Here is a 26,732-nt window from a genome sequence, read left to right on the forward strand (position 1 = left end):
AAAAGGCAACACCGGGAACACTCCTAGCTGGGGTAAGACCTTACTATCCCTTGATGAGAGGCAAGAGCCTCTAGGCTTCGCTTTCTTCGTGACTGCGCAACGGCCGGGTTTGACTTGCCGGCGTTTCGATGCCTGCAACACTGGCCTTCAGCACTCCGATCTTGGCATGAAATCAGGGCGTCCGGGCTCTCAGCCGCCCCGAGCAGGCAATGAATGGCGGCTTGCCATTCGTCGCGGTTCTGTTCGGTCTTTGGCAGCTTTCGTGATGTAGTCGGCGGCGTTCTTCAGCCGGCCGAGCTTCCAACCGTTAGGCAGTTCGAACGGGTCCGCAAGCGGAGGATCAGGAACGATCCAGGTGCTTAACTTCGCCAGCTCCGACGCGATGCCTCGCAGGCGGCGCTTGTCCGTCTTGGGCGACTTCCGAGCCAGACTGGCCTCGGTGGCCTATTGAACTGGTATGCGACGCTTGAAGCGGCTAACATCGTGCCATCGACAACCTCTCGAGAGAGGGTACCGATGGTCGATCAGCTCAAACCGAGTGAAACCCCACTTCAGCCTTGGTTGCCCGCAACTACCTCCAAGTTGCAGGTTACGCTCTATGTAGACAAACTCATTAATGAGAAGGTGACGACGACGGTAATTCCTATCGATGGCCGTGAGGTGAGCGAGGTCCGCGAGCTCCTTAGTGTGGTCCATAGGCAATTGGGCAGCTATCCGCCTTCTGGCCGCGTTCCCTTGAAGCCTTGGGCTGTCGGCGCGCTCAACGACATCCTAGTCGGGAAGCCGCGCATTGATGAAGAAGGTGGGGCCGTTCTGGAAGTGGCGATCGAGAAGCCTGGAAGGTTTGCTGCCGTATCTCGGTCAGCAGAGAGAGTGCTGGTTCAACTCGGGCCCCTTCTCGCAATGGTCGCCCTTTTTGCATGGGGTGTGTTTTATTCCGGTCAAGGGAGGGATCTAGCTCGGTCAGGCCAAGAGGGAATATGGTTTTGGATGGGGCTCGCTTTTAGCGCCGCGGTCGTACTCGCGGTCTTTGGTGCGTGTGCGCATGCGCTTTTGGGTTTCTTTGAGGGAACAGCGGACAGAGTAAGCGGCAAGATCGTTAGCTCGTTCCAGCTTGTGTTTCCCATACTCATGTATCTTGTCGGCTACCTCATTTGGTCTCCGTCTCCGTCTCCGGCGACACCTCTCTTCGTCCTATCTCTTTTTGGCTGCCTTTGGTTAATGCGGCTGCTGTTTTACGGGGCATACTTTTTAGTGAAGTTTAAGTGGGTGGCTGGGCTTGTTGGTGCAGGCGTGATTCTGGCAATCGGTTTCTTCCCGTCGGAAGTGGGAGAGAAGCTGGGTTCAGCTGTGGTGATTGGGCTCGCAATTTCAGCCTGGATGTTGGTGTTGACTGAGATTACCCGATGGAGACGCGCCAAACACATCAGCGTAGTTCACCTATTGATGATTTTAGTTATAGGTGGATTGGCATTGCGCTTCTTGGCTTGGGCGACGCTGCCCTTGGGCAACAATCTCGATTGGATTCGTGGGACTGCTAGCCATGCAAGCAGCCCGACAATGGATGATGCATATGCCAGCGCCATGGCTTTCCAACCACGCGATGGTGCAACGCTAGTTATCATCGCAGCCGCAGGCGGAGGCATTAGGGCAAGTTATTGGACGTCCTTGGTCTTGACGCACGCGACCGATAACGCTCCAACCATGCGCAACAAACTATTTTTGGCCAGTGGCGTCTCAGGCGGATCGGTCGGGCTGGCACTTTACCGAGCACTGATCGGGCTTCCGGCGCCACCATGCCGAGGAGAAAGCGGAAAGTTCTCGTATCAATCGTGCGTTACTGAGTTTCACAAGCACGACTTTCTGGCTGGTATTATTGGCGCAACATTGACTGGTCAGCTTCTTAATTTGGTTGTGCCAGTCTTCCCCCTCAGAAGCGAAGTTCTGGAGCGAACCTGGGAGCAGCGGTGGGCAGATATTCTACCTTCGGCGCCAAATTTGTTCAGCGCCTCCTTTCGTAGCTTGTGGCGGGGTCAACCAGACACATGGGAGCCAGCGCTGGCTCTAAATACAACATCGGTTGGAGGTGGCTACAGGATCGCCATAAGCAGCCTTGATGTACATTGGATTGAACCGCATAGCCAGTGTCGACCAAATATAGCAGAGCAACTAGATTTGCCGTTGAGCGCCGCTGCCAACGCAAGCGCTCGCTTCCCATACCTTGAAGAATGGGGCTGGTTCAGGTTAGTCAAGAGAGACGCCGCCAACAGCGCATGCAGCGACGTCATAGGTGTGGCCGATGGTGGTTTCTATGACAACTACGGCGCAGCAACGGCGCTCGACGCCTACAAGTACTTAAAGTCAATCTCCAACACCGGAGATAAAGCGCCACGAATAATCGTGATCCAAATTACTAGCGATCCGGATTGTGGATCTATGGCCTTGCTCGACGGCAATGATGGTCGCCTGGCAGAATGCAGCAACGCGAAGAAGAGACAGCAAGAAGAGCTTTCTCTCAAAGCGACCGGATATGACGCCATCCAATCGCTAGCGCTTTTTGGATCTAGCCGCGTAGGAGCACCCGGGCCATTTGGTGTGGCAATGCAAGCACGCTCAATGAGCGGTATTCGCATTGCGCTGGAACTTCGAAACGAAGTCATCGGCCGCGGGGATAAATATTATCACTTCTCGCTCGCCGGCGTTCTTGAGTCGCCGCTTGGGTGGACTTTGTCCAGCCATGCGCGTCGACAAATCACCGCACTTCTTGAGGGCGGTTATAATCGGACGTCAATGGACGAGTTGGTTAAGGAGCTCAATAGGGGCAGTTCCATGGAGGTGCGTCCACCGTAGTAATCAGCGCTAGACGACAACAGGAGCCAAGGTTTTAATCGTTTGAGCGGCGCCAAAGGGCTCACGGGGACCGCTAAGTTGCGGTTCGTGATGATGTTGCGAAGCACGTTAGCCGAACGCCCGGCGCCTGCGCCTTCGGCTCTTCGGCCTACGCATCGACAACGCATCTGCTTCCGCGCGAATGTCGTCAATGCGCGAGGCCAGATCCTCTCGCGGGCTCATAGATCAGCCCTCAGGCCGGCGGCAAGGGCCGCGGCACGCTGTTCTTTGCTGGCAGTAACCTTGTCGGGTCGATACAGGGAAAGCTCCTGGAGCGCCTCCAGATCCCCGTGAAGCACGGCGCTGGCTGTCGCCTTGGTGCTGCTCCAGCAATGAAATACGCCGCGCAAGAGATTTCATGTCCGAACCCCGAGGATAGCATGGGTCAGTTCGTTGTCCGTCATTCTCTTCATCCGATCCTCGGTGATACTTGGGAACGGTGCGAAGCCGGGATCTCGCTTCGCTTGATGGTTGCCTGCGACGTGATCGATCGTCCGATTGATTTGCTCATACTCTCCAGGTGGCATAGCCCTTCTCAGTTCATCGCCGTACCAGCGAGGTTCTGGAGGTGGACTGTCACCGAACCATTCCGCACAGATCACCTTGTCGCCTTTGGCGAAGGTCGCGCCTTTCAATGCCTCGGCAACATCGCCATCAGGCATCCGCCAGACCACCAGAATCTCGTCTGGCCGAGCGCTGCGTGCTTCCAGCTTGGTAATCCGGGATTGAACATTCCGAGCAGTCATTGCAGCGCCTCCCGAGGAGCATAATTGGTCAACCATTCCTCAACACTGGCGCTGGTGCGCGGAAGGATTGCAAATCGGCGTCCCTCAGCCTTCGCCTTCTCTATCGCGGTCAACTCTTCCGACGTCGGCGGCTTGCTGACATGCAGCACATAGGAAGACTGCGGCCGGCGAAATTGTTCGAGCCTTGCAATCCGTCCCGCGATGCGCGCTATCATTGGCTGGTCATCCTTTCCAATCGCTCCAATCGCCCGGCAAGCTCGGCGGTCTCATACGCCTTCACGTAGCTATCGATCAGCTTACCGACCTCGGCAGCATCCGCCGGTGTGATCTCGCCGGCGGCCACGGCCTCCAGCACAGACGACACGACCGCTGAAGCATCCTGGGCACTCTTGATCTCCGGTAGCGTGAACGTCACGGGTCGGTCCTTGCGAGGCGGCAGGATCCGATCAAGGCAGAGCCGAAGGGCCGGGATATCGCCGGTCAAGGCGAGGTCAATTGCCTTCTGTGTGAGCGCGGTCGCCTGCCCATCCAGAAGGGCTTCCAGCGCCAACGTCGTGGCATTACGCGAGCCCTTCGGACGGCCTTCAGGATTGCCGGACTGGCCCTTCTGAAAAGGGCGGCCTCGCTGTTTCCCGACTGTATTATCAGTACCAGGCATTCGACTTCGGGTCCGTTCGACCTCGGGGCTGCAGGAGTTTGTCGAAGCGGTTCGTCCGTTCTCGGCTCATCGCGTGACCTGACAATCGCATGTGTTGAACATGAGATTGTAAGTACGGAACGCTTGACTCTGTCGCTACGCTAAGACCGCGGAGGTTGCGCCTCTTATGGATGTAATGAAGCTTGAGGACTGGCGAGTCTGCCGTCTACCCGACCTCAGTTTTTCTTCGGAAGGTCTTGCAGTCGGGTTTTTCCAACAAAAGTGAACCAGAGCGATGAGTTTCCACCATACTCTTTGGCCGTGGCCAAACCTCTCGGTTTGCCGATGTTTTTGTCGCCAACGCTATCGCCGAAATTGACATCAATAGCTAGTTTACCGTCTTGTTGCCTATATGCATCGACCACGCAAACGAATGCATCTTCGTCACCGAATTTATCAAAAACCGCGCGGTGGTGACCGTTTTTGAACGAAACTACAACTGCAGGCGCAGTAAGCTCCTCCCTTTGTCCAGTTGGCGATTCGTTGGAACGCCACCACCGCATCATCCCTTTCGCGCCTTGCTTATTGGAGCGAGCTTCGTTCAGGCATGCTGCTTCCAACATCCTCATGGTCAACTGTTTAGGCGGCTCAAAGCCAAAGACATCGATTGCCCATGATGCTGCCCGTTGCACCGTGTCAACATACAGCAGTTCCTCGGGTTCCTTCTTGAGAGCATCGATCAAAAGCGCTTTCGGAAAGAAGATTTCCTCTCGGTCTTTCTCTAGAATCGCGCCGATCGCCTTAATCCCGGACCGGTAAGCTTGAGCCGACAGAAGCGCATCCTTCGCATCTACTAGCGGCGCAATATGTGGACTATGGAAACCAAGTTGACCCAAGTGGTGCAGCTTGCGGCTTGGCACCCCAACTATCCCGTGGCCCTCGTTGAAATTCCCAAACATGAAGATCAGTGCGCAGGCAGAGAAACACTTCGCGTTTTGTGGGACGACGGTCGTGATGAAGGTAGTCTCGAGAAGCCAATCGATAATTTTGAGCGCCTCCCGAAGATTCCCTCCAGGGCTATCCAGGCAAAGGGTGGGGCTAAAAGTGACAGACTCGGTAGGCTTCTTAGGAATCGCATCAAATTTTTTTGAAGCAATGCTGTAGTCGGACTTAAGACTTTTCAAACTTCCCTCGCCCACCTCGCCTTCCAAAGTAAGGTCGCATCCTTGAGGGAGATTCTTAGTTGAGGCTGCCGGAGCGGATATGCTCGTAGCACACGCCGACAGCCACAACAAAGAGATGCAGAGCGCGATCCGAAGCGTAGCGATGATCATGCGCATTTCCGAATCCTTTCGGAAGTGGCCGATTGAAACTAAGGTGTTGCGTCTATGCTTTGACGGAGCTTCGCCAAATCGGCAGGATCTACCTTTCCTTCAAGCCCATTTGCGAACGCCTGGAGCTCGGCTTTTGTCGCGCTGGGGGTTGTTGCTTCCGGCCTTACCGCATTTTGTGTGCAGAAGTCGAAATCATAGTCTTTACCAACGATTTCGCACTTTGCGGGAATCTTTGGATCCGGCCACTTTGGTCCGAAGACGGCAACCGCTCGGTACATAAGCCATGCCAGGCTGGGGCTGACGCCGGCTGCGAGCATGCATTCATGGAAATTGAGATGAACTTCTGGATATTTCCGCGTCCGCACGTCGCAAAAATAGTCATGAATAACTGACGGTCCGCGATAAGCCCCCTCAAACGGGCCCCCAATCACGCTCCAAAAGACGCGTGGTATTGATGCCCCGTCTATGATTGTACCCGCAGGAACAGGCCAGCGGCGCCCATTTGCATCGATGAACTCAAACGGCGCGAGAAGACGCATTCGACGGGAGTCATCAATCCATTCCGCGGCGACCTTCCCGACAAACTTTCCTTCCGAATAAGCGAGCCCGCTCGTTGCACTGAGAAATGGAATCGCCAATATCGTTGCAAGAACTTCGCGCCGGCTTTTCTGCGTTCCCGCCCTGACGGTCATTGGCGTCCCTACCGATCACAAAGCTCCACGATACGGTCAGAATAGAAAGCGAAGATCATAGTCCAAGTTGCAAGACTTACAACCTGCTCGAACAAAGCCAACAATGCGCTCCGCACGAGCGGATAGGCCGACCAGGTGCTTCCGTCTAAGCTGTTCGTGTCCGGTATTCGGCGGGGCTAGGAAACCGAAAAAAGGTGGTGCCGCAGATGGCTTAGGTCGCACTCTAAGCTGATACTTTCGGCAACGGTATTCCGACCTGCTCAAAGTAATGTTTCATGATTGAGCTTGAACGATCCCCGGCCAGATAGGCGGCGAGCGCTTCCTGATCATCATCGAGGAACATGGTCAAAGCGACCTTGCTGACGACCCAAACACCGCCGCCCACCCGCCTACCTAACCCATGCTGAACACACCAATTGCGAAGGGTAGTTTCAGATTTGCCGGCGCGCTTTGCCGCCTGACCAAGGCTGACGCCTTCCCGTGCATCGAAGGGGATGAGGACCTGCCAGTGCGCCTCACCATGCCGTCTCATAGACAGGCCTCCACCACGTTCAATAGCGTGGCGACCGGACCGCCAGCACTGCCCGAGCGAGCCAAGGCGTGCCGGATAGCGAGACAACCATGCTGCAGGGCCAAGCATGCGACTATCGCGGCATCTTGTGCGTTCGTTTCGGCCGCCGTTCCGACCTTCGAGCCGTTGATGAATATCTCTGCAATCGGGCCGTCCCCAAACCGGCCGATGCCGCCGGTATAGACTTGCCCGTCACATTCGAACCGGTAGAGCCAATGGGCCCTCCGGTCCGTCAGGCGGGTTCGGAGGCCCGTCATTGCCGACCTCCAACCTCTCCATGGGCGCCCAAATTATCCATGGGCGCCCCCTTTTCGGAAGGGGCGCCCATGGGGTTCTGGGGCGCCCATGATGCATCCGGCAGCTCCAGCACGTAGCGGGAACCGGGCCCAAAGCCGTCCCGGGTTGACTTGACGAGAAGCTCGGTTCGGGCATCGCGGAAGGCCTTGCTCTTGCTCAGCCGCTTGTCGTCCTCGAGCAAAGCTGCCGCCCTGGCCTGGCGCTCGACCTCAAGAACATCCACCGGCCCACTCGACAGGATGTCCTTCAGGAACTGCATGACGTCTTCCGTGCCACCCGACGACCCCTTTTTTTTGCCGCGGCTCTCGGAGGCGGACAGGGCCTCGTCGATCGACTCGCTGACGTGATCGCCCTCGAACATGACGTTCGATGACATTACATCGTCCCCAACCAAGCGCTGCTCCAGCCGGAATGCCAACCCCTTGCACTTCTTGCCGAGGTTGTTTTTTGCCTGGAGCAAGAACCGTCGCTCGTCGTCCTCAGGATCCTCGATGACCGCAAAGGCGGCGCGAGCTGCCGCCACGAACGCGATGGAGCCCGCAAACCGGTTCAATGCGCTCTGATTGCCGCCACCGCCGCCCTTGTTAAGATGCGTCACCGCTACGACCGCGATGCGCAGACGATTGGCCATGTCGGCCAACGGCTCCAGGACTTCGCGCGTTTCGACGTTTCCGTTTCCGTCGCTGCCGCCCATATACGCTGAGATCGGATCAACGATGATCAGTCTGACCGCGCCAATTTTCTTGGCCATTTCCTCAAGAAGATCGACGTCCGTCTTCAGGCTGAACGTCTTCCTGCCGGTCCCGTCGGGTTTCGTGGCGGCCGACACGATGTGCACGCGCTCTCGGTCGGCGCCTGCGGCCATCAAACGAGGGATGATGGTGTCTTGAACGCCATCCTCCGCGCTCATGAAGATGACGTCGCCTTTGGTCGCATGGCCTTCACCGCACGGCCAATGGCTCCCATTTGAAACCGTGGCTGACATGAACGCCGTGAGCTGGCTTTTGCCGAGACCTGGCGGGCCGCCGAGTAGCACGAGCTTGCCCTCCGGGATGCGGCCCGGCCAAACCCACACAAGCTTTTCCGGCTCCAGATCACTTGCGCGGTGGCTGATCAATCGTCGCTTGGCCTTCTTGGAGTCAGACGGTAACTGCGGAAGCTCAACCGAGACCGGGATGGAAATCTCCGCCGCACAGCTGGCGATGACCTGCTCGACCTCATCTTGATCGCGCTCGAAGAAGTCATGTGCGATTGCGATTTCGTGCAGACGATCAACCATTACGGTCTTCGGCACCCATTGGTTTGCGACTGCATCTGCTAGGGTCGCTGCGGCCTCTTGGAAAAGCGCAAACTTGGCATCTTGAGACGCCAGCGCGACTCCACGCTTAACGTCGCGCAGGATTTTTGCCGCGGTCGCGCCGTACTGCCTTTCATCGTCGTGTGCGCCTGGGAGGTCATCGGGGATGACCTCCTTCTGCTGGTTTGCCGACAAGGCTGCGGCGCGCCGCTTCAGCTCTGCTGCCGTCAACGGCGGGCGTGCGTTATGGAAGTTCATTACGCAGCCTCTTCGACAACGGTGATCACGGTTTCGAGCCTGTAGCGCCCATGCGTTCCTGGGAACGGTCCCTCGTGTGGCTCGTTCGTCGTCGAGATGGTGAGGCCCGCCTTTCTCAACATATAGAGGTAATGTGAACCGCGGGGTGCGGGGTTATCGAGCAACGTGATCCCTGCGCACCCAGCGTTGATCAACCTGCGCAGCATCCACGCCTGCCGGCCCGTGAACGTGCGCTGGGTTCCGCCCGGCATACGGATGGTGATGTTGCTCATCGCTCCACCCCCGATCCGAGACCAGCAAGGTTCGCAACGAGATCCGCGAATGCGGGGTGCACGCGGTATCGGCGCGCAACGAATTGTCCAGCCGGCGTGGCCGGCCGGAGGACAACGACCCGCCATGCGAACAGCGGCAGGTCGGAAACTGGTTGAGATTTGGAACGTCGTTTGATACAGGTTTTCAACTTCAGGACTCCTTGGAAGCCCGGTGCGCACGAACTGATCCTGGTAAGATGGATCGTGCAGCCGGGTTTTCATTTGGGTTGTGGGATTAAGCGGCGCGGCCGATTTGAGACGTCGATCTGACCAGCGGGCCGATCTTTTTCTTCGCCCAAGCATCCAGCCCGGAGACGGGATAGAGGGGGAAGCGGCCAGCGTGAAACGGCGGCCCTTCCGAACTCACACAGGCGAGCTTTGCCAAAGTTTTCGGTGAGCAGGGTACGTTGTACGTCGTGACGATGTATTCCGCCGCCTGTGCACGTCGAAGGAGACGGTCGGCCTTGTTATCATCGAGTTCAGTCATCAGCGCCTCGCATTTTGGCTGCGGTCATCGATCCGCAGCAACCGGAGGCAACATGCAAAAACTCAGAGAAATTCGATACTTATCAGATTCCTGAAATGGCCAATTGAGACTGCGAAAATTCCGGAATTGGCCATTCCGGAATTATTGCTCAGCCTTTTTCTGATGGCGAGCCTGGAGCGCTGCCCTTTTTCTTCTTCGGAAAGCGCTCTTCGATTATCGGTCGTAGCTCGTCGGTGAGTGTCTTGATCGCAATGGGCTTGCGGTTCAGTTCGGTCAGTTTCCGGTTTATTTCTGTCAAAAGCACCCCGGCCGCTGCCTTGGCGCTGCCTCTGGACGTTCGGTTTTTTTCGTCGGCGGCGAACGCTTCATAGGCGCTGAGGACAATCTTCTTTCGTAAATCGCCCATCTCCCGCCGGACCTGCGGGCCCATCATTCTGGCTCTGGCGCTCTGAAGTCCGATCGCGGCCAGCTCATGCTCACCCTTTCCCTCGAACCGGAACCAGTGCCAGGCCTCCGCGAATTGATAGATTGCGCGTTGGAGCTCCTCGTTTCCATCAACCAAACGGTGGAGGTAGTCCGAGGACGAAACAAACTCCGCGGCAATTGCGGCTGGAGACAAGAAGCCGTGTTTCATACCGACTTCGAAAGCCCATTTCTGGAAGATGAACCTATCAACTTCCCCTGTTCGCTCTTCAGGCGGCAATTCAGCCTTCACCTTTTCGACGTCATCGACCACTTCGAAAAACGTCTTCTCTCCGACTTCCCTTAGCCAATGCCCCGATGCCTCGAAAAATGAAGCATATGTGTCCGCTGCAGTGTGCCCTTGATGGTTGGGCATCGAGAGGGTCTCCTCGAAATCCTCGAACAGGAATACCGTGCTCGCCTCTCGGGCACCCCGCGTTTCAAGGTACGTGACACTACCGCTTGGCTCATGGTGTTCTTTGATGCGCTTATGCTCAAAGTTGACCGTTGCCGGCTTGGGCCTCTTTTTCTTCACAACCGCACTCCGCCAGTGCTCCGCATCGTGACGACGCGGCAGGCCGGTGCGGAACCAGCTTTTCGGGAGCTACCCTAGCCGCGCCGATAGATCAGGCCGTTCTCAATGGGACGACCTTCGATGTTCTTCCATTCATGGTTTCGTCGATGTGCTGAGCTATGCGCGTCGCGGCGGCGACAAGCGCGCTATCCACCTTATGAATGTAACCCTCCGTCACACTCAGTCCGGCCTGCCCCAGGAGGGCCTTGATCGTGGGTAGGGAGTAGCCGAGGTCTTCGGCCGTTGATGCGAATGAGTGGCGAAGCCCGTGTGAGGTGATACCCGGCACGGTCTTCCCTGCTGCATCCTTGAGCCATCGCGTTAGCCCGGCATGGTGCTTCTGCACACTGGTGACCGAGGGAAACACGTATTTGGATTTGGAGCGACCCGCGGCTTCCTGGATCACGGCTAGGGCGGTCGATCCGATCGGTCGAATGCTCTTTCCGGTTTTCGTTTCCTGCAGTCGGAGAACCATTCCTGCCGCATCGACGTCTGTCTTCAAGAGACCTTCGATCTCTCGCAAACGAGCGCCCGTTAGCGCAGCGGCACGCACGGCCAAGATTGGCTGCCAGTTTCCGCCATCGTGATCGGCGCGCTTCAAGCATTTGCCAAGTTCCCGATAGCCGGCATCATCGAGCCGCCACTGCCTCTTCTTGTCCTTGGGGCGCACAACACCGGTCGCCGGGTTGTCTGAGCGGTAACCTTCGTGCACTGCATATGTGAGGATCCCGCCAAGTAACCCCTTCGTGCGGGCCGCAGCTCCGGGACCGCCTCGCGAAATGGCGCGTTTACGCTTCGCTGTCTTAAACTCGCCCGCCGTCTTGCCGGCAATGACGTCTTGGATGAACTTCCGAACGTCCGCGGAGGTAAGGTCCTTGACGGTCCGCTTCCCGATCAGGGGGACGATGTGCCGGTTGATGCGCCCCTTGTCAGTATAAAGGGTCGAGGACCGCTTGGTGCCTCCGCGCCTGGTCATGATCAGGCCCTTTTCGGCCTTCGCCAAGTATTCTTGGCAAAGCTCCTCGATTGTCATGGCGCCACGGGCGAGCTTCTTATTTTCCGCCGGATCTGCACCCTTAACGACCTCAGCCAGAAGAAGCCTGGCTTGGCGCCGCGCCTCCTCGACGGTCAGGACACCGAATCGGCCTACGGTCAGCCGGCGGCTCCGGCCGTTGGCGTTCCTATATTGCACCAGGAATGACTTGGCGCCGCTTGCCTTGACCCGCAGGCCGAACCCTGGAAGTTCGTCATCCCACAGGAATAGCTCACCCTTGGCCGCCTTTGCGGCGTCTACGGTCCTTTTAGTGAGCTTCGGCATAAAACCCTCGGGTAAGCACCAGGTAAGCAGGAGGTAGGGAACGAGGGTAAAGACGAGAAATTGTCGAAGCCCTCAAATCAGCCCGAAAACACGGTACTTTGACCAATAGGCAAATTCAAGAATTTTGGGGTAAGCAGAGGTAACAACTATGACGTTGCCCTCTCAAGGCTGAAACAGGGGTTCGATTCCCCTAGGGAGCGCCAGCGGCAAAATCTGCCAGTGTATTTGCGGCTAAATTTCCGATTTTTATCCCACTCACGTTTCCAGTGGGATACTTACTGTTCCCGTTTCAGTCCTGTGAAATCGTCGTGGCACCTGTTTGCGTGGCAATGAAACGGATATAACCCCCGGTTGAGCCTCCCAGCCACGACACCCATCGCATAAGACGCTACCCACTGCCGATGCCGGTCTCGCAAGGGAATGCAAATGGTTCAAACTTGGGATTTCCAAATCCACGTGGCAAGTGAGAACGGTCGCCCGGCGAGTAATTGGGATATACGGGTCGATTTCGGCATTTGGCGTGACGACGCGAGCGGAGTTACTGACGATGAGGGATGGGCAGAACTCGCGATTGAAGTTGGTGATCATCAAGAATCGGCGTTAGTGGCTCAGTCGATATAGCTGAGCGGACCTTGGCCAATGGGCTCAATCTTGCTGGCAGAAAATGTTGCAATAGAGGATGGGGCCAAACTCTCATTCACTGTGTCGGACGAGGCTTGGAGAGACATGTAACGTTACTGGATGCCCACCACTCCCGCACTCGCGCCTAAGGATTGCAAAGTCGAGTCGGCAATACGCCCCACACAAACCGCTAGCTTATCCGATTAACTTCGCCATGGCCGTATCAGCCGTTTTCTTTCGGCTCGCCGCCTTAGTGTAGCGCTCCACCTCTTCCAAAGTTTGATGGCCCAAATTACGGTGACAGTGCACTAAACTATCAACGCAGTTAAATACACTGTCACCGTAACAGTGTCGCGGCGACCGGCCGTCAGGTCGTCGCCGTTCGCAAAAGTCCCTTCCACTCCCGATCGAGCCGTCGGAGCGCGTCGACAAGCGGCACCGCCGTGAGGCCGCCATCGGTCTCGATGACGAGATCAAACTGTCTCAGCCGCGACAGAGCGTGATCGACGTCGAAATCGGCGGAGACTCCGATCACTCGCGCCAGAATCTCTTCGATCCGCGCATCGAGTACGTAACGCGTGACGGGCTTCGCTTCGATCAACAGGCCGTAATAGGCAAGCAGCACTTCTTTCCAGTCCTGATCCTCCGCCTCGCCGATCAGGTAAGTGAAGATGCCGGCATTATTATTGACGTTGCGGTAATAGACGTTGTCGGTGACCTGCTTCTGGTGGATCAGCGACTGGCGGTGGAAATTTCCCCACTGCCGCAGCAGGAAGGCGCCCAGCGCCAGTATTCCGCTGAGCGCGGCCAGCGCCTGCTCCATGTCCCGGTCCTGCATCGTGCCGGAAAGGCCGAGGTAGAATCCGGCGACCAAAAACAGCACTGTAAGGGTCGATGCCAGCTTGATCAGGATCGGAACGCCGCCGAGAATTGCCGGCACCCCCAGCATGAGATGGTCAAGCAGGCTTCTGACCACTCGCACATTGGGAAACAGTGCCTTGAGATCGGCGCGCGCAATGTGCCGGAAATACTTGAACAGCACCGCGCCGCTGCGGACTTTTTGTCCGCCGCGTCGTGCGCTCGACAATGCCCTGCGCGTTTCGTCCGAGCTCATATCGTCGGGCTTGGTCGCGACCATCAGCACGACGTCGTCGTAGACCTTTACCTCGAGTGGACGCTTGCGCAGGCCGAACCAAGCCGGAATCTCGATCGTCTCTATGTGGCTGCCCCGGCGGAACATGCGGACATCGCGATAATCCTCGATCGGCGCCTTGATCTTCACCCGTACCCGGGCGCGCTCGGCAAAGGCCTTTGTGATGTCCTCATGCGAGACCTCGACGAAGTTGGCATCGGTCAATACGCGGACGAATTCCTCGCTCAATTGCCGGTAGGGCTCGCTCAGATCCTTGGCGAAGCCGAACTCGCGCGGGTCGACCTCGGGATCGAAGTAAAAATAGGTCTCGCGCAGCTGATCGAGCTCTGCGGAGTATTCATAGTGCAGGATGGCACCGAGCATGCGGGCCAGCTGCGTGAATTTTTCTTGGTCGGCCTCGTCAAGACGGCCCTCGGCAGCCAGCCCGTCGATGATGTCAGACTTGCGCAGCGGAATGACGCGGTCGCGCTGCTGGCGCGGGGCGACCAGGGGGCCGACCTCTGCGGGCGCATCCATCACAAACCGCCCGCCGGCCTCGGAAACGCTTCCGCGACCCGGATCCGGAACTTGATTGCGACCCGCACCTTCATCGGCCCCGACAACGTATCAATGCCATAGCGGGGATCGATAGGTCATGGATGGAATGCCGCGTCAAGCCCGGCCCTGACCGTAGATCATGCCGCGGCGCGCCCGTGGTTCTTCAACCAAAACGCCAGCGCGACAAAGCTGATGCGCCTCACGCATACGCAAAAACGGCAACCGTTCCCTTCACAGCAACGCTATCGCGCCGCCGTCACCCGCAGCGATCTCCTCGGAGCCCGTTCGGGGCCCGATTCCATATCCGCGATCGGGCGGCGGTAGGTCGCGATGCGGCGCAGCCAGCCGACCTCGAAGACTCGGTTGGAGGGAAGGTTGCGAATCCTCTGCTGCAGGACGAACTGCGCCGCATCGGCGAATTCGGCGCGCACGGCCTTCGGATCGCCGGTCACGCCGTTCATCCTGAGCAGCACCTGCTTGAGACCCCATCCCTGCCGTCGCCCGGTCTCCCGGTTCATGGCGGCTTCGTTCGGGTTGGTGCCCTCGCCCTTGAAATTGATGTAGTCGATCAGCGGATAGAAATTCTCGCTAGCGCGAACGACGCGCGTAAACTGGAGGACGATATGGTCGCGCTCCGGGCCCTCGGGCGTCGTCTTGAGGATCTTCTCCATCGCGCCTTGCGCCCGCGCCATCATGAATTGCGTCTGCTCTGCCACGGTGTCGAGCAGGAACTGCCTCAACTCATTCATCTGCGGCGAGTTGGCGTGCTTCCTGAACTCTGCCCGGCTGGTCCACGGGTTGGCCGGAATTTGCGTCTGGTCCAGCCAGGTGGGCAAACGCACGTTCTTCTTGCGCATGGATTCGAGCAGGGCCGGGAAGCTCTCCTCGAAAGGCAGCCATTTGCCGACAGGAAACCAGATGAAATGACCGATGCCCAGGGACGCGAATTCCTCGTTCGCATTCCATGACGTGATCGCCTCACGTTTTCCGCCCGTTTCATTCAGCCAGATCTTCTGGCCGATCTTCTTCGCCAGATCGTCCGGCAAGACGAGCTGGGGTACAGGTAAATCCTTGGCCTCTAAACTCTTGGCCTCCAAATTCCTGGCGTCGGGGCTCGATTTCCGCACCTCCGGCATTTGAACGGCAGCTTCCGGCGCCGGCTTCTGCACCTCATCCTGTCGCAGGACTGTTTCGGGATCCGGCTTTGGCGGGCGGGATGCTTGCGGGGCGCCAGGCCCATCCTGCTCCTTTTCGTTGTCAGCGACGCGTGTCGTGGCCGGCGCGGCTGTTTCCGCCAATGCCGTTTGCGTCGCCATGTCGGCGACGATGACACACGAGAGCAGCCATGCGCCGCAAGCAAGCGCCTTCGCGCTGTACTGTCCGGGCTTCGCTGACCGTGCCGTTCTCCCGCCGCCACCCGCACGCCGGCGGCCAATGAAATCACCGCCCATGTCCATGTTTCCGAAGGCTAGCCTGACGGGAAGGGTCGTACAGGTGAACAACACGATGCGTATGGCGAAATCGTGGGGCCATAATGGCGGCCCGGTGCCGCGCCACATGGGCGACAATCCTGCGCATTTGCGCCGACGATGGGGGCGAGAAAGAGGCCCCCTGAAAACATCGAAATACGGTGACAGTGCGCGAAACTCTCATCAGGAGCCTGCTAGGTCCCGAGAAGTGCCGTAGCGAAACTCTGGGAAGCCCACCAGGCTGCGATGAGTTGATTGAGTTGCCCTGCCACAAATCCGCCGGCGCCAAGCAGAGCCCCCAAGGCGAACTGTGGTCCCTTTGGATTCTCGGCAACGCGCACAGCAATGAATTTCGCAACTCGGAACAAATTCGTCAGATGATCCATCCCCGCGTATCGCTGCGCTCATGCGGACAACTCGCTGCGCGCCGCCGGACGGGTCTCAATAATCACGCATATATGAGCTGTGTTGATAACCGCATGCGGGTTGGAAGGTTTAATCTCAAGCCGGCGGCGTTAACTGTCCGCAATGCCAGGGCCCCTGTACAGGGAAACCATTGATGGAACGCAAGCTCGCCGCGATCATGGCCGCCGACATCGTCGGCTACAGCCTGATGATGGCCGAAAACGAGGCCTCCACCTATAAAGAGCTGCGCACGGTCTTCGATAATCTGATCGAACCCACAGTCGCGCGGCATGGCGGACGCATCTTCAAGATGACCGGGGACGGGTTTCTTGCGATGTTTCCAAGCGTCAACGAAGCCGTTGATGCGGCCGCTGCTATCCAGCAAGGGTTCGACAACGCCCCGTTTGAGCTGCGCATAGGCATCAACCTCGGTGATGTCATCGAGGATAATGGCGATATGTACGGCGACGGCGTTAATGTCGCCACACGGCTAGAGGCGATGGCCGACCCCGGTAGCATTTTTGTCAGCGGCGCTGTCGTCATGGCCGCAGACCGCAATCGCGGCGAGGTGTTCGCGCGTGTGGGCCGCAGGCGCGCAAAAAATATTCCGGAGCTTCTTGATGTCTACCGGGTACGGCGCGCGCAATCCTCGTGGCCTCGCTGGCGGAAAGTCCCGAGCGTTCTACGCGGTACCGCTGCGCGCTGGTCGTATGGCGTCGCCGCCGTAGCCCTTGTCCTCATCGGCACCCAAATCCAACCGCTTTCCCTGGCGGCGATGGTCAGCCGGCTCCCGGCCGCGCTGTCTTTCGACCAGACCCGCGCCGACCCGCGGCCGTCAGTTGCGGTCATGCCCTTTGCGACCATGAGCGGCGACCAGTCGTACTTTGCAGACGGGCTGACCGAGGATGTGACCACGGCGCTTGCAAGGAATTCCGAACTTCAGATCATCGCGCGCGACTCCACATATGCCGTGCGCGGGCAGGAAAGCGATGTGCGCAAGCTCGGGGTAAAGCTGGGCGTTTCCTACGTGGTGGAAGGCAGCGCGCGCCGCGAGGGGGACCGGCTTCGCGTCTCGGCGCAGCTGATCGACGTGAAATCGGGCGCGCACCTTTGGTCGCGCAGCTTCGACAGGCAGGTTGCCGACGTCTTCACCGTACAAAGCGAGCTGACCACGGAAATCGTCGCCCAGCTCGCGCCGTATATCGGCCGAAGTGAAGCCACCGCTGCCGCGCAACGTCCGACCGACAACCTTCAGGCTTACGATCTTGTCCTGCGGGCTCGTCATCGATACCGGCATGGCGCCCAGGATGCGGAAGCACTTATGGAGGCACGCGGCATATATCAGCGCGCGCTGGAAATGGACCCGGCCTATGCCGCCGCCCGTGCGGGCTTGGCCCTCACTTACATCGCGGATGTGGCCAGGAGGTCGAATGGTCGGGCGACAGCGCACGAGCTGGAACTAGGTCTTAGCGAAGCGCGCCAGGCTGTGCGCCTCGATCCCAATCTCTCGCTCGGCTATCAGGTGATCAGCTTCGGGCTCGCGGTGCAGGGCGATTATGCAGGCGGCCTGCAGGCCGCCAAGCGCGCCGTCGAACTGAATCCCAATGACCCGGATAGCATGATGGCATTGGCAAAAGCGCAAGTCCGTTTCGGGGACTACGCGGACGCCGTTGCCAATGCCGAGCGGGCACGTCGCCTTCATCCCATGGCGCCGGAATATTACGCCTATGTGCATGGCCAGGCGCTTTACGCCGCTGATCGTCGCGATGAGTCGGCAACCGTGATCGCCGAATGCCTTGTAAGGGCGCCGCGCGATGCCAACTGCCTGCTAATCCAGGCTGCGCTGCAAGGGGGGCGCGGTGACATAGAAGCGGCGCAGCTGACGATGGCAAACTTGGTAGGGGCCCAACCGACATTTTCGTTAGAGTCAGAGCGCTCTTATCGCCGGTTTGGCAACAAGCCGCTCATGGATCAGTTTCTAAAGGACCTGACGCGGGCGAAGGCACCGCGGACTGCGTAACAGGATTTTTTGTAGCTTGAATTCAATGAGATAGCAGTTCTCAGTTTCATCTCGTCCGGCGCGCCATTGCCGTGCGAAGTGCGCACTGTCAATCGCGAGCAGCAAGCGCAGCCCGGATGAGCGCAGCGACATCCGGGGGATGGTCCATCCCCGCATATCGCTGCGCTCATGCGAGCTACTCGCTTTCTGTTGGAGGACTTGCAAGTCGGTTGCGGTCTGAGCATCGGCCGATGAAGCTTGTAGTTCTGAACGAGGCGTTGTCAGCAAGGAGCGCGCGTCAAATCGCGCCCTATAGATCAGCCCGTCGATGCGGACGAGCACGGCTCATTCGGGCAATCCCGCTTTCCGAAAACCCTCAATCATCAGCTTCGCATTTTCTGGTAGCTGGCTCCGAGCGATCCACGCCGATATTGTGAAAGCGGGGTCGACCTCAAGCATACGAGCCGCCGCCTCACGGGCCTCGGCGTCGCGTCCGAGATGGGCGAAAGCGGATGCGAGGCAGCGGTATGGTCCTGGATAGCGGGGGTTGTGACGCTGGGCTTTCTTCCCTGCACTGATGGCCTCGTCGAAGCGACGAAGCTCAATAAGGGCAAATCCCATCCCGGTTAAGGCTGTGTATTGTTGCGGGTCTAACGGGCTCATTCGCACGGCACGTTCAAAGCTCCGGATCGCTTCCTCTGGCTGCCCCGCAATCTTGTAGACCCAACCTCTGCAGTTCCATGCGCGATATGAATTTGGGTTGAGAGCAACCGCCCGGTCGGACATCTCGATCTCAGTCTCACAATCGCCGACCATAAGTGCCGAGATCAACGCAGCAGTCGCCAACGTGCTGGGATCACCATCGTCGCGGTTCAATGCCACGCGCATAAGCCGAACGGCTTCCCTGCGTTCGAATTGGGGGTCGATGGCATAGCCCCTAACCACATTTTCCGCGTGACAAGCACCTGCCAGACCAGCGGCCGCAGCAAATCCAGGGTCAAGCTCCAAGGCGCGTTGGACCAGTCGGAGTGCCTCGGCCAACCCTTCGCGGGTCGATGGGCCGGCCTGCTGTATAGCCCGGAGATAAAAATCATATGCGGTGAGGTCTTCCGGTCGCCGCCGCGCCGCTATTGAAATTTCTGTTTGAAGCAACTTTGGCTGAATAGCTGAGACAACAGCGACAGTCACTTCGTCCTGAAGAGCAAAAATGTCTGTCAGGTCACGCTCGAACCTGTCTGCCCAAATGTGCGTACCCGTAGCCGCTTCAATCAACTGGCCCGTGATGCGAACTTTCCCCGACGCCTTGCGCACCGCCCCCTCGAGGACATAGCGCACGCCAAGCCTGCGTCCGACTTCCTTGACATCGACGGCTTTGCCTTTGAAGGCGAAGCTCGAATTGCGGGCGATCACGAACAGCCATTTGAACCGCGAAAGCGCGGTGGTGATTTCCTCAACCATCCCGTCCGCGAAATACTCCTGCTCGGGATCGCCAGACATGTTCGCGAACGGCAGCACGGCGATGGAGGGCTTGTCGGGAAGTGCAGGAGCGCTCTCGGGCGCATCGCCCGGATTTGGGCTCGCAACTTCTCGCGCCTCCCGCACCTGTCCGACGAAACGGAATCCCTTACGCGGCAACGTCTTGATCAGGCGTTGCTCCGCGCCGGAATCGCCGATGGCGCAGCGGGCGGCGTTCAGGCGGGTCGTCAGTGCCGCATCGGACACGACGCGTCCATTCCAGATGGCGCCGATGAGATCGTCCTTGGTGACTACACGCTCCCGGTGACGGATCAGATAATCAAGGAGATCAAACACCTGTGGGGTGACAGCAACGACACCCGTTCCGCGACAGAGTTCGCGACGGGCGGTGTCCAACGCATACTCCTCGAAGAGATAGCGCAAACTGCGGCCCCCCTGATGCGGCCTCCGATTAGCGGGGCCACAAACGCGGACAGAAACGTCGAGGATAGGCCGCGGGTGAGGAAAATGTAAGCCGAATGTCAAGCGCGCCCTGCCATGCTGCCGCACGGCGCACGCATTGCCGTGCGAAGTGCGCAATGTTCTCAATCGCGAGCAGTTGGAAGCACCTTATGGCGTGAAGCTATGGTCTTTCATGACCGGGACAGCGGCAAAGCGCATTCCCGATCACTCTATCTCTTCCAGTAACTTCCGCGCTTCCCCCAACAACGCCTGAATCCGCCTTCGCTCGGCGATCGCATCCCTGGTGAACAGGCCGTGCTTGCGCGCGTTCTGGTTTGCCCTTGGCGCGCCGGAGCCCTTTGCGCCACCGTGCATGCGGCAGCGCTTCCTGCCATGCACCGCCGGCGAGCGGCACGCGCCACTGGTGCGGGTTTTGGCGCCGCAACGCGGGCTCGCCAGCATCGGGCTGGTATTTCTGATGTGATCGCTCATGCCTGTGCTTCCCGCCTGGCATCGGCGGGAGCGCGCCGTCGCCTGGAGCCCGCGGCCTTCGGCGCCTTCCGCGCCGTGGATGCCGCCTTCTTGTCGGAAACGATCACGCGCGCATGCTGCGTGACGTTGCCGACAATGGCGTTGCCGCCGTCGCCCACCGACACGTTCTGCACGGTGATGGCGGGCTCGCCATGGCTGCGGTAGCGGTTCAGCGCCTCGATCTGGGCGGGAAACGTGCGGGCGAGCCTGCCCAAGGCGCGCGCGGCGCTGTCGTGATGGGCGATGTCGTCGGCGTTGGCGAGGTGATGGGCGCATCGCATCGCCATCACATGAACCGACACCATCTGCGCCACCAGCATGGCCTCGACGGAATCCCGGGGACGGATGCCCTGCACCATCGAGATCATGAAGGAGACGTTGACTTCGTCAGGGCTCCCGCCGCTCACGCTGGCCCTCACCAATTGCCGGAGAATGCCATCCATCGCGTCGCGATCGGTGACCCCCAGCGTATCAGCCATCAACTGTTCGCCGACCGCCAGGTCAGGGTGGTCGATGGAAAATCCGTGCGACTTAAGCTTTATCCGCGGAGCTGCAGCAGCTTTGCTTGGGTCGGCTTCGGCAATCGCCGTTGGCATCGTGAGGTCGGGAGCGTTGTTCATGGCGGGATTCCTTGAGTGCCACGCGCGGGCGAAGCGCACGGTTCGGCCACGCGCGGGCGCTTCGTTCGCTGAGGCGAGCCGTTGCAATTTTTAATGGTGGGTGAGGGTTGAGCCGCAACCGCAACCGACGCGCCCGCTAATGCGGGGCGATGGGCGTTTACAGGATTGCGGAATGGTGGAGCAATGCCCCTGATTTGCCCGACGTGTCAAGTTGCTGATCGAGCGCCGGCGGCCGCCTGCTACTTTGCATGGGGTTGTTTTCGATATTTTGGGAGCGCGCACCTTCTCCCGTGTTCGGCGTCCCTCCCGGTCACCGGAACTGGTGGACGAGCCCGATGCTGAGGCCCAGCAGGAGGAGCAGCGACAGCGTGACGGCAGCGGTGACCCTTCCGCCCACAGTCGAGAGCACGCGCACGTCGACGCCAAGGCCAAGCGCTGCCATCGAGAGGACGGTCAGGATGGTCGCCGTCTTCGTCACCGGTGCGACCACAAGATCCGGCACGAGGTGAAGCGAGCGCAGGGCGGCGAGCACCAGAAAGCCGATGATGAACCAGGGCACCAGCTTGAACGGGCTGATGGCGGCGACCTTGGTTTGATCGGCGTGGCGCTTGCGGCGGCGCGCCGCGACCAGCGAAAGGGCTACCACGATCGGCCCCAGCATCAGCACCCGCACAAGCTTGACCAGCGTGCCGATTTGCGTGCTGACAATGCCGGCGGGCACGGTCGCCGCCAGAACCTGCGGAACGGCATAGACGGTGAGGCCCGCCAGAATGCCGTATTGCGTCGCCGTTAGACCAAGCAAGGGGATCAGGAGCGGCAGGCCCAGCACCATCAACACGCCGAGGATTGCGGTGAACGAGATTGACGAGGCGACATCGTCGCTGCTGGCCTCAATGACCGGCGCCACGGCGGCAATGGCCGAATTGCCGCAGATCGAATTGCCGCAGGCGATCAGGATCGACATTTTTGTCGGAAGCCCGAGCATGCGGCTGAGGCCATAGCTCACCGCGAGCATCACCACGACGGTGGCGACGATCGCGCCCATCAGGAGATAGCCGGAGGCAACGATTGCGGCAAAGCTGACGGACGCGCCCAGCAGCATGACGGCGACCTCGAGCAATTGCTTGGCGCTGAACGCAATGCCGGAACGCCAGCGCTCGGATGGCTGCCAGATGGTACGGATCGCCATCCCGAGCAGGATCGCGATCACCAGCGCCTCGACGTAGGGGTGGACGAAGACGTGCTCTTCGAGGTGCTGCGCCCCGAGCGAAACCGCGGTGATGATGCCGCAGAGCACGATTCCTGGAATGAGGGCCAGGCCGCGGCCGAACAGGCCGGGTCGTGGCTTTGTTTCGTCGGAATTGCTCTGGGGTGGCGGCACTTATCCTCCTTGGAGAATAATTTATGCGCCGGACCACGCAGGCTCGCTAGTCCATTTTCGGATTGTGCCCATACAGAGAAGTTATGTCCCTCAACCTGCATTTGCAGGTGAGGCCGCCCCGGCAATCCCGCCGGGACACCGCATGCCGGCAAGATGCTAAAGCGAGGCGAGCAGGCCTTGCGCCCACGCCACGGCGCGCTCGAAGCTGAGGTCGCCCGGCTCGAAAAAGACCGCGCGCGCCAGCACGATAATGCCGACAAGCCCCCAGAACAGGCCGACGCCGCCCGACTTCAGCCATCTGGACGCGCGAATCGGCGCGGCCGAGGTATCGACCGCCGGGACCGGCTCTCCAAAGGGATCGAATGCGGGTTGGCTCATGGTGGCTTCCGTTTTCGCTGAGACCTAATGTCGCGAATAACCGTGCGGAAGCAAGGGTAGAGGAATGCGTTTTGCGGCAGCGCCGTGGAAGCCCGTTTTATGTCGCCGTCCTAGGAGAGGGTTTTCTTCTATCGGCCCGAAATACCCCCTTCAGCCCGCGAGAGGCCATCATCCATGGCTCGGGCTGCTCCGGCCGAAGGTCCAGTCCCCTTCCAAAGCGTGTTGAGGTCGCGTTAAGCTCTGAGCTGACTGGCAACCTCCTGGCCGTTACATGGCAATCCTGATCCCGAGCCTGGGCTTCGCACGCTTCGACACCCGCGGCGAGCTGCGGCTCGCGGAGCGCCTCAAGGACTTCCTCGAGGAGAACGCCGTCGTTTGGCACAACCTCCCGGTTGGCCCTCGCAGCCGGCATCCGGACTTTATCATCGCTCACCCGGCCAACGGCCTGCTCGTGCTTGAGGTGAAGGACTGGCGCCTGGAATCGATCGTGGCCGCCGACAAGACAAAGGTCGAATTGCTGACGAGTCGCGGCATCGTGCGCGAGAGCAATCCCCTGAGCAGGCTCGCAGATACACGTTCGATGTCGTGCGAACGCTGGAGCGGGATGGGCAACTGCTGTTTCCGGCCGGTCACCACTTCATGGGCAAATCCATCGTTCCGTTCGGCTACGGGGCCGTGTTCACCAATATCACGCGCAGGCAGTTCGATCAGACCAATCTCAAGGAGGTATTCGCCGAGCATCTCAGTGTGTTCAAGGATGAAATGACTGAGAGCGCGGACCCCGAGGAATTCCGATCCAGATTGTGGCGCATGGTTTATCCGCGTCTCGGAGAGCCTCTGTCGATGCCGCAGTTCGACCGGCTGCGCGCGCTGCTGTTTCCCGAAATCCGCATCCGGCAGATTGCCCTGCCTCTGGACGAAGCGCCCGCGCCCGATCCATCCGACCGGACGCTCGCGGTCATGGACATGCACCAGGAGCAGATCGCGCGCAGCTTGGGCGAGGGGCATCGAATCATTCGCGGCGTCGCCGGATCGGGCAAGACGCTGATCCTTGCCTTTCGAGCCGAATATCTGGCGCGTGGGGCGACAAGGCCGGTGCTCGTCCTGTGCTACGCCAACGGCATCGCCGGGCGACTTGAAGATGCCATGCAGGATCGCGGCGTGGAGCACCGTGTTCAGGTCCTTACCTTTCATGGCTGGTGTTACCGGATGCTGCGGACTTACGGGATTCCCGCCCCCTCCGAGCGTGACTACCCGGACTACGCAGAACGACTGGCTGCGAGCGTCTCAGAGGTCATGAAGGCCGTAGACCAGGGGCATATCCCGGCGGAACAGTACGACGCGGTCCTGATCGACGAGGCACACGACTTCGAGCCGCAATGGCTCGCGCTTGCGGCCAAGATGGTGAACCCGCGCACGAAAGCGCTGATGGTCGTCTATGACGATATTCAAGCCATCTACAAGGGACGTGAGCGTCCGGTATGGAAACAGCTCGGAATTGAAGCGACGGGCAGAACGACCGTACTGAAAGTCAACTACCGCAACACGGCCCAGATCGTTGCCTTTGCGCGACGCTTCGCTTCGGACGTGATCGGCGCTCCGGGCACGACGGCCGATGACGAGCACCCCATCCTGTTGCCCGAAGATGCGGGTCGGCAGGGACTGGCGCCAGACGTGCGGCAGTGTGTGAGCATCGACGCAGAAATTCACTGCATTGCCGAGTGGTTTCTCGGGCGGAAAAAGGCGGGGTACGAGTGGCCGCAAATGGCTTGCCTTTATCCGGAACACTGGATTGGCGAGCGGGTCGCTCAGGTACTCACCAGACATGAAGTGCCGATCGATCTGGCCAGGAACAACAAGAACAGAGTGTCGACGAAGCGTGTAGCCGTGCGGTTGTTGAGCATGCACACCGCGAAGGGGCTCGAGTTTCCGTGCGTCGCGATTGCAGGATTGGGCTTGCTCGGCCGCCACGGCGAGGCGATCGAGGAATGTGTTCGACTGACATATGTCGGGGTTACTCGGGCTACTCACGAGGCGCTTTTGACCTACTCGAGTGAGTCGGCGCTGGTGCAGCGGTTGATCGCGTAGACTGCGATAGGAGGAATCCTGTGACGAAAAAAACTTTGAGCTTTGATCCGTGGTGGATGTTTCGGGCGCCGTTGTCCGGCGACGTAGCTCAGCGCATTATAACGTCGTGGTTCTCGCCATCGCTTACGGTCAATTATGCCGGCGATCCCGCGGTAGAGGACCGGGTCGTTGCGGAGGTTGCAAGCTTTGGAAAACAGCTTGGCTGGCTTACGGAGATCGCGATCGCGTTGGCCAGGACGCAGCCAGTGCCCGCGGAAACGTTGGGCCGTCTGGAAAAGGCCGCGAGAGACATCGCCGTAATCAAGGAGCAGGTTGGCGTCTCCGCCGTCGGGGCGGCGAATGACGCGCTCGATCGCCTGGAACGCCACGACCGGGCTCAATATGATAACCTGCTGCGCGAACGGCGAAGCGCCAAATAGTTGAGAGATGCGAGGAGCCGCAGGCGGATGAGCACAGCGACATCCGGGGGATGGTCCATCCCCGCATATCGCTGCGTTCATGCGGACTGCCTCGCGGGGATCAAGGCTGCTCGGCCCAAGGCCTGATCGGTGCCGCGCCTCGCCCTGACCAGAGATCGCAATCATGATTTCATTATCGTAGCAGCTCACGCGCAATGACGACGCGCTGGATCTGGTTGGTGCCTTCGAAGATCTGGGTCAGCTTGGCGTCGCGCATCATGCGCTCGACCGGGTAGTCCATGGTGTAGCCGTAGCCGCCGAAAATCTGGACGGCGTCCGTCGTCACCTTCATGGCCATGTCGCTGCCGATGCATTTGGCCATGCTGGCGAGCACGTTGAGGCGTTTCCAGTCGCCGGCGTCGCCGGCGCGGGCGCATTCGTAGACGAGGGCGCGCGCGGCTTCGATCTGCATGGCCATGTCGGCCAGCATGAACTGCACGCCCTGAAATTCCGAGATCGACTTCTTGAATTGCTTGCGCTCCTTGGCGTAGGCGACACACGCGTCGAGCGCGCCCTGGGCCAGCCCGACGGACTGGGCGCCGATGGTTGGGCGGTTGAGATCGAGCGCGCGCATCGATGCCCGGAAACCCTTGCCTTCCTCCCCGACCAGATTCTCCGCGGGCACGCGGACATTGTCGAAGAAGATCGGCGTGTTCGGCGCGCCACGAAAGCCCATCTTGCGCTCGTGGCGGCCGAACGAGATGCCCGACATCGCCTTCGGTTCGACGATGAAGGCGCTGATCCCGTCGGCGCCTGGCGCGTCGCTGGTCCGCGCCATCACCACGATATAGTCGGCGACGACACCATAGCTGCACCATTGCTTGCGGCCGTTGAGGACGTAGCTGTCACCATCCTTCCGGGCGCGGGTGTTGATCGCGGTGACGTCCGAGCCGGCCTGAGGTTCGGATATCGCGATCGCCGTAACGACGCCGCCCTTGGCGATGATCGGCAAGTATTTGGTCCGCTGCTCCTCGGAGCCGAAGTGAAGCAGCGGCATGATGAACATGGTGTTGAGTGCCGCGATCGAGGCGCAGGCCGGCGAGACTCGCGAGATCTCCTCCCTGGCGAGACAGGCCATGGTCAGATTGCCGTTCGGGCCGCCATAGCGTTCCGGCACCCAGAGTTGCATCAGTCCCATCTCGCCGAACAGTTTCACGAGCTCGATCGGAAAGCGGTCGGTCTCGTCGATCTCGGCCGCGATCGGTGCGACGTGCCTTGCGACCATTTTCCGCACGGTGTCGCGAAAGGCGATCTGCTCCTCGGTGAAACTCATGCTGATCCCCGGGTCATCTTTTTTGCCGG

The 26,732-nt window shown here is 59.5% G+C and carries 23 protein-coding genes and 1 pseudogene; 5 read left to right on the plus strand and 19 right to left on the minus strand.

All coding sequences use genetic code 11. The features are described from left to right. The first annotated feature begins 516 nt into the window (after positions 1–516). On the plus strand, positions 517–2,850 hold the full coding sequence (locus tag CQ12_RS19005) for a hypothetical protein (protein ID WP_057836833.1): 2,334 nt from the start codon (positions 517–519) through the stop codon (positions 2,848–2,850). Positions 2,851–3,245: 395 nt separating this feature from the next. Here CQ12_RS19005 and CQ12_RS19010 read toward each other — a convergent pair whose 3' ends face one another. The 13 genes from CQ12_RS19010 to CQ12_RS19080 form a co-directional block, all read right to left on the minus strand. Continuing rightward, positions 3,246–3,635 (minus strand): hypothetical protein, encoded by a 390-nt coding sequence (locus CQ12_RS19010; RefSeq protein ID WP_057836834.1) that lies wholly within the window; start codon positions 3,633–3,635, stop codon positions 3,246–3,248. Continuing rightward, positions 3,632–3,850 carry a hypothetical protein gene (locus CQ12_RS19015; protein ID WP_057836835.1) on the minus strand — a complete coding sequence of 73 codons (219 nt, stop codon included), beginning with the start codon at positions 3,848–3,850 and terminating at the stop codon, positions 3,632–3,634. The genes CQ12_RS19010 and CQ12_RS19015 overlap by 4 nt, the downstream gene beginning before the upstream one ends. Further along, positions 3,847–4,293: a DUF5681 domain-containing protein gene (locus CQ12_RS19020; protein WP_057836836.1), complete on the minus strand. Its 447-nt coding sequence runs from the start codon at positions 4,291–4,293 to the stop codon at positions 3,847–3,849. The genes CQ12_RS19015 and CQ12_RS19020 overlap by 4 nt, the downstream gene beginning before the upstream one ends. A gap of 215 nt (positions 4,294–4,508) precedes the next feature. Next, the gene (locus CQ12_RS19025) at positions 4,509–5,612 is read right to left on the minus strand and encodes an NfeD family protein (protein ID WP_157088333.1); all 1,104 of its coding nucleotides are present in this window, start codon (positions 5,610–5,612) and stop codon (positions 4,509–4,511) included. A 32-nt stretch (positions 5,613–5,644) separates the two neighbouring features. Further along, positions 5,645–6,298: a DUF1353 domain-containing protein gene (locus CQ12_RS41460; RefSeq protein WP_063799772.1), complete on the minus strand. Its 654-nt coding sequence runs from the start codon at positions 6,296–6,298 to the stop codon at positions 5,645–5,647. Between the two features lie 223 nt (positions 6,299–6,521). Next, the gene (locus CQ12_RS19035) at positions 6,522–6,830 is read right to left on the minus strand and encodes a hypothetical protein (protein WP_057836839.1); all 309 of its coding nucleotides are present in this window, start codon (positions 6,828–6,830) and stop codon (positions 6,522–6,524) included. A gap of 292 nt (positions 6,831–7,122) precedes the next feature. Beyond that, positions 7,123–8,721, minus strand: coding sequence for an AAA family ATPase (locus CQ12_RS19045; RefSeq protein ID WP_057836841.1), 1,599 nt, complete (start codon positions 8,719–8,721; stop codon positions 7,123–7,125). Then, positions 8,721–8,993, minus strand: coding sequence for a winged helix domain-containing protein (locus tag CQ12_RS19050; protein WP_057836842.1), 273 nt, complete (start codon positions 8,991–8,993; stop codon positions 8,721–8,723). Before CQ12_RS19050 ends, CQ12_RS19045 begins: the two co-directional genes overlap by 1 nt. A 274-nt stretch (positions 8,994–9,267) precedes the next feature. Next, positions 9,268–9,519: a hypothetical protein gene (locus CQ12_RS19055; RefSeq protein WP_057836843.1), complete on the minus strand. Its 252-nt coding sequence runs from the start codon at positions 9,517–9,519 to the stop codon at positions 9,268–9,270. 148 nt (positions 9,520–9,667) lie between these two features. Further along, positions 9,668–10,516: a hypothetical protein gene (locus CQ12_RS19060; RefSeq protein ID WP_057836844.1), complete on the minus strand. Its 849-nt coding sequence runs from the start codon at positions 10,514–10,516 to the stop codon at positions 9,668–9,670. A gap of 91 nt (positions 10,517–10,607) precedes the next feature. Beyond that, positions 10,608–11,873 (minus strand): tyrosine-type recombinase/integrase, encoded by a 1,266-nt coding sequence (locus CQ12_RS19065; RefSeq protein WP_057836845.1) that lies wholly within the window; start codon positions 11,871–11,873, stop codon positions 10,608–10,610. Positions 11,874–12,861: 988 nt separating this feature from the next. Continuing rightward, positions 12,862–14,163, minus strand: a complete 1,302-nt coding sequence (locus CQ12_RS19075; RefSeq protein ID WP_057836847.1) for a DUF3754 domain-containing protein — start codon at positions 14,161–14,163, stop codon at positions 12,862–12,864. 263 nt (positions 14,164–14,426) lie between these two features. Continuing rightward, complete coding sequence (locus tag CQ12_RS19080) at positions 14,427–15,281, minus strand: hypothetical protein (protein ID WP_157088334.1); 855 nt, start codon at positions 15,279–15,281, stop codon at positions 14,427–14,429. Positions 15,282–16,212: 931 nt separating this feature from the next. Between CQ12_RS19080 and CQ12_RS19090 the strand changes: the two genes are divergently transcribed. Further along, the gene (locus CQ12_RS19090; protein WP_057836849.1) at positions 16,213–18,078 is read left to right on the plus strand and encodes an adenylate/guanylate cyclase domain-containing protein; all 1,866 of its coding nucleotides are present in this window, start codon (positions 16,213–16,215) and stop codon (positions 18,076–18,078) included. 324 nt (positions 18,079–18,402) lie between these two features. Here the strand turns inward: CQ12_RS19090 and CQ12_RS19095 are convergent, their stop codons facing one another. From CQ12_RS19095 to CQ12_RS19115, 5 genes are all read right to left on the minus strand, one after another. Next, positions 18,403–19,956, minus strand: coding sequence for a winged helix-turn-helix domain-containing tetratricopeptide repeat protein (locus CQ12_RS19095; RefSeq protein WP_057836850.1), 1,554 nt, complete (start codon positions 19,954–19,956; stop codon positions 18,403–18,405). 243 nt (positions 19,957–20,199) lie between these two features. Beyond that, positions 20,200–20,466, minus strand: coding sequence for an HGGxSTG domain-containing protein (locus CQ12_RS19100; protein ID WP_057836851.1), 267 nt, complete (start codon positions 20,464–20,466; stop codon positions 20,200–20,202). After that, entirely contained in the window at positions 20,463–21,125 is a 663-nt protein-coding gene (locus CQ12_RS19105) for a hypothetical protein (protein WP_057836852.1), read from the minus strand. Before CQ12_RS19105 ends, CQ12_RS19100 begins: the two co-directional genes overlap by 4 nt. Before the next feature lie 310 nt (positions 21,126–21,435). Next, positions 21,436–22,506: a YeiH family protein gene (locus CQ12_RS19110; protein WP_057836853.1), complete on the minus strand. Its 1,071-nt coding sequence runs from the start codon at positions 22,504–22,506 to the stop codon at positions 21,436–21,438. A 156-nt stretch (positions 22,507–22,662) separates the two neighbouring features. Continuing rightward, on the minus strand, positions 22,663–22,884 hold the full coding sequence (locus tag CQ12_RS19115) for a hypothetical protein (RefSeq protein ID WP_057836854.1): 222 nt from the start codon (positions 22,882–22,884) through the stop codon (positions 22,663–22,665). A gap of 271 nt (positions 22,885–23,155) precedes the next feature. On the opposite strand from CQ12_RS19115, the pseudogene CQ12_RS46450 reads away from it, so the two are divergent. The 3 genes and pseudogenes from CQ12_RS46450 to CQ12_RS19125 form a co-directional block, all read left to right on the plus strand. Beyond that, a pseudogene (locus CQ12_RS46450) lies at positions 23,156–23,386 on the plus strand (nuclease-related domain-containing protein); the annotation flags it as partial. Positions 23,387–23,469: 83 nt separating this feature from the next. After that, positions 23,470–24,972 (plus strand): DEAD/DEAH box helicase, encoded by a 1,503-nt coding sequence (locus CQ12_RS19120; RefSeq protein WP_245310000.1) that lies wholly within the window; start codon positions 23,470–23,472, stop codon positions 24,970–24,972. 20 nt (positions 24,973–24,992) lie between these two features. Continuing rightward, a complete protein-coding gene (locus CQ12_RS19125; RefSeq protein ID WP_157088335.1) occupies positions 24,993–25,391 on the plus strand; it encodes a hypothetical protein in 399 nt (132 codons plus the stop codon). Between the two features lie 172 nt (positions 25,392–25,563). Here the strand turns inward: CQ12_RS19125 and CQ12_RS19130 are convergent, their stop codons facing one another. Next, positions 25,564–26,703: an acyl-CoA dehydrogenase family protein gene (locus CQ12_RS19130; RefSeq protein WP_057836856.1), complete on the minus strand. Its 1,140-nt coding sequence runs from the start codon at positions 26,701–26,703 to the stop codon at positions 25,564–25,566. Between the last annotated feature and the right edge of the window lie 29 nt (positions 26,704–26,732).

The sequence above is a fragment of the Bradyrhizobium jicamae genome, from assembly GCF_001440395.1.
Classification (GTDB): domain Bacteria; phylum Pseudomonadota; class Alphaproteobacteria; order Rhizobiales; family Xanthobacteraceae; genus Bradyrhizobium; species Bradyrhizobium jicamae.

Excerpts from the sequence above, each read along its gene's own strand:
- CQ12_RS19015 (WP_057836835.1), bottom strand. The coding sequence starts at position 3,850 with ATGATAGCGCGCATCGCGGGACGGATTGCAAGGCTCGAACAATTTCGC.
- CQ12_RS19055 (WP_057836843.1), bottom strand. The coding sequence starts at position 9,519 with ATGACTGAACTCGATGATAACAAGGCCGACCGTCTCCTTCGACGTGCA.
- CQ12_RS19075 (WP_057836847.1), bottom strand. The coding sequence starts at position 14,163 with ATGGATGCGCCCGCAGAGGTCGGCCCCCTGGTCGCCCCGCGCCAGCAG.
- CQ12_RS19025 (WP_157088333.1), bottom strand. The coding sequence starts at position 5,612 with ATGCGCATGATCATCGCTACGCTTCGGATCGCGCTCTGCATCTCTTTG.
- CQ12_RS19130 (WP_057836856.1), bottom strand. The coding sequence starts at position 26,703 with ATGAGTTTCACCGAGGAGCAGATCGCCTTTCGCGACACCGTGCGGAAA.
- CQ12_RS19050 (WP_057836842.1), bottom strand. The coding sequence starts at position 8,993 with ATGAGCAACATCACCATCCGTATGCCGGGCGGAACCCAGCGCACGTTC.
- CQ12_RS19100 (WP_057836851.1), bottom strand. The coding sequence starts at position 20,466 with ATGAGCGATCACATCAGAAATACCAGCCCGATGCTGGCGAGCCCGCGT.
- CQ12_RS19065 (WP_057836845.1), bottom strand. The coding sequence starts at position 11,873 with ATGCCGAAGCTCACTAAAAGGACCGTAGACGCCGCAAAGGCGGCCAAG.
- CQ12_RS41460 (WP_063799772.1), bottom strand. The coding sequence starts at position 6,298 with ATGACCGTCAGGGCGGGAACGCAGAAAAGCCGGCGCGAAGTTCTTGCA.
- CQ12_RS19005 (WP_057836833.1), top strand. The coding sequence starts at position 517 with ATGGTCGATCAGCTCAAACCGAGTGAAACCCCACTTCAGCCTTGGTTG.
- CQ12_RS19090 (WP_057836849.1), top strand. The coding sequence starts at position 16,213 with ATGGAACGCAAGCTCGCCGCGATCATGGCCGCCGACATCGTCGGCTAC.
- CQ12_RS19045 (WP_057836841.1), bottom strand. The coding sequence starts at position 8,721 with ATGAACTTCCATAACGCACGCCCGCCGTTGACGGCAGCAGAGCTGAAG.
- CQ12_RS19010 (WP_057836834.1), bottom strand. The coding sequence starts at position 3,635 with ATGACTGCTCGGAATGTTCAATCCCGGATTACCAAGCTGGAAGCACGC.
- CQ12_RS19105 (WP_057836852.1), bottom strand. The coding sequence starts at position 21,125 with ATGAACAACGCTCCCGACCTCACGATGCCAACGGCGATTGCCGAAGCC.
- CQ12_RS19020 (WP_057836836.1), bottom strand. The coding sequence starts at position 4,293 with ATGCCTGGTACTGATAATACAGTCGGGAAACAGCGAGGCCGCCCTTTT.
- CQ12_RS19035 (WP_057836839.1), bottom strand. The coding sequence starts at position 6,830 with ATGAGACGGCATGGTGAGGCGCACTGGCAGGTCCTCATCCCCTTCGAT.
- CQ12_RS19115 (WP_057836854.1), bottom strand. The coding sequence starts at position 22,884 with ATGAGCCAACCCGCATTCGATCCCTTTGGAGAGCCGGTCCCGGCGGTC.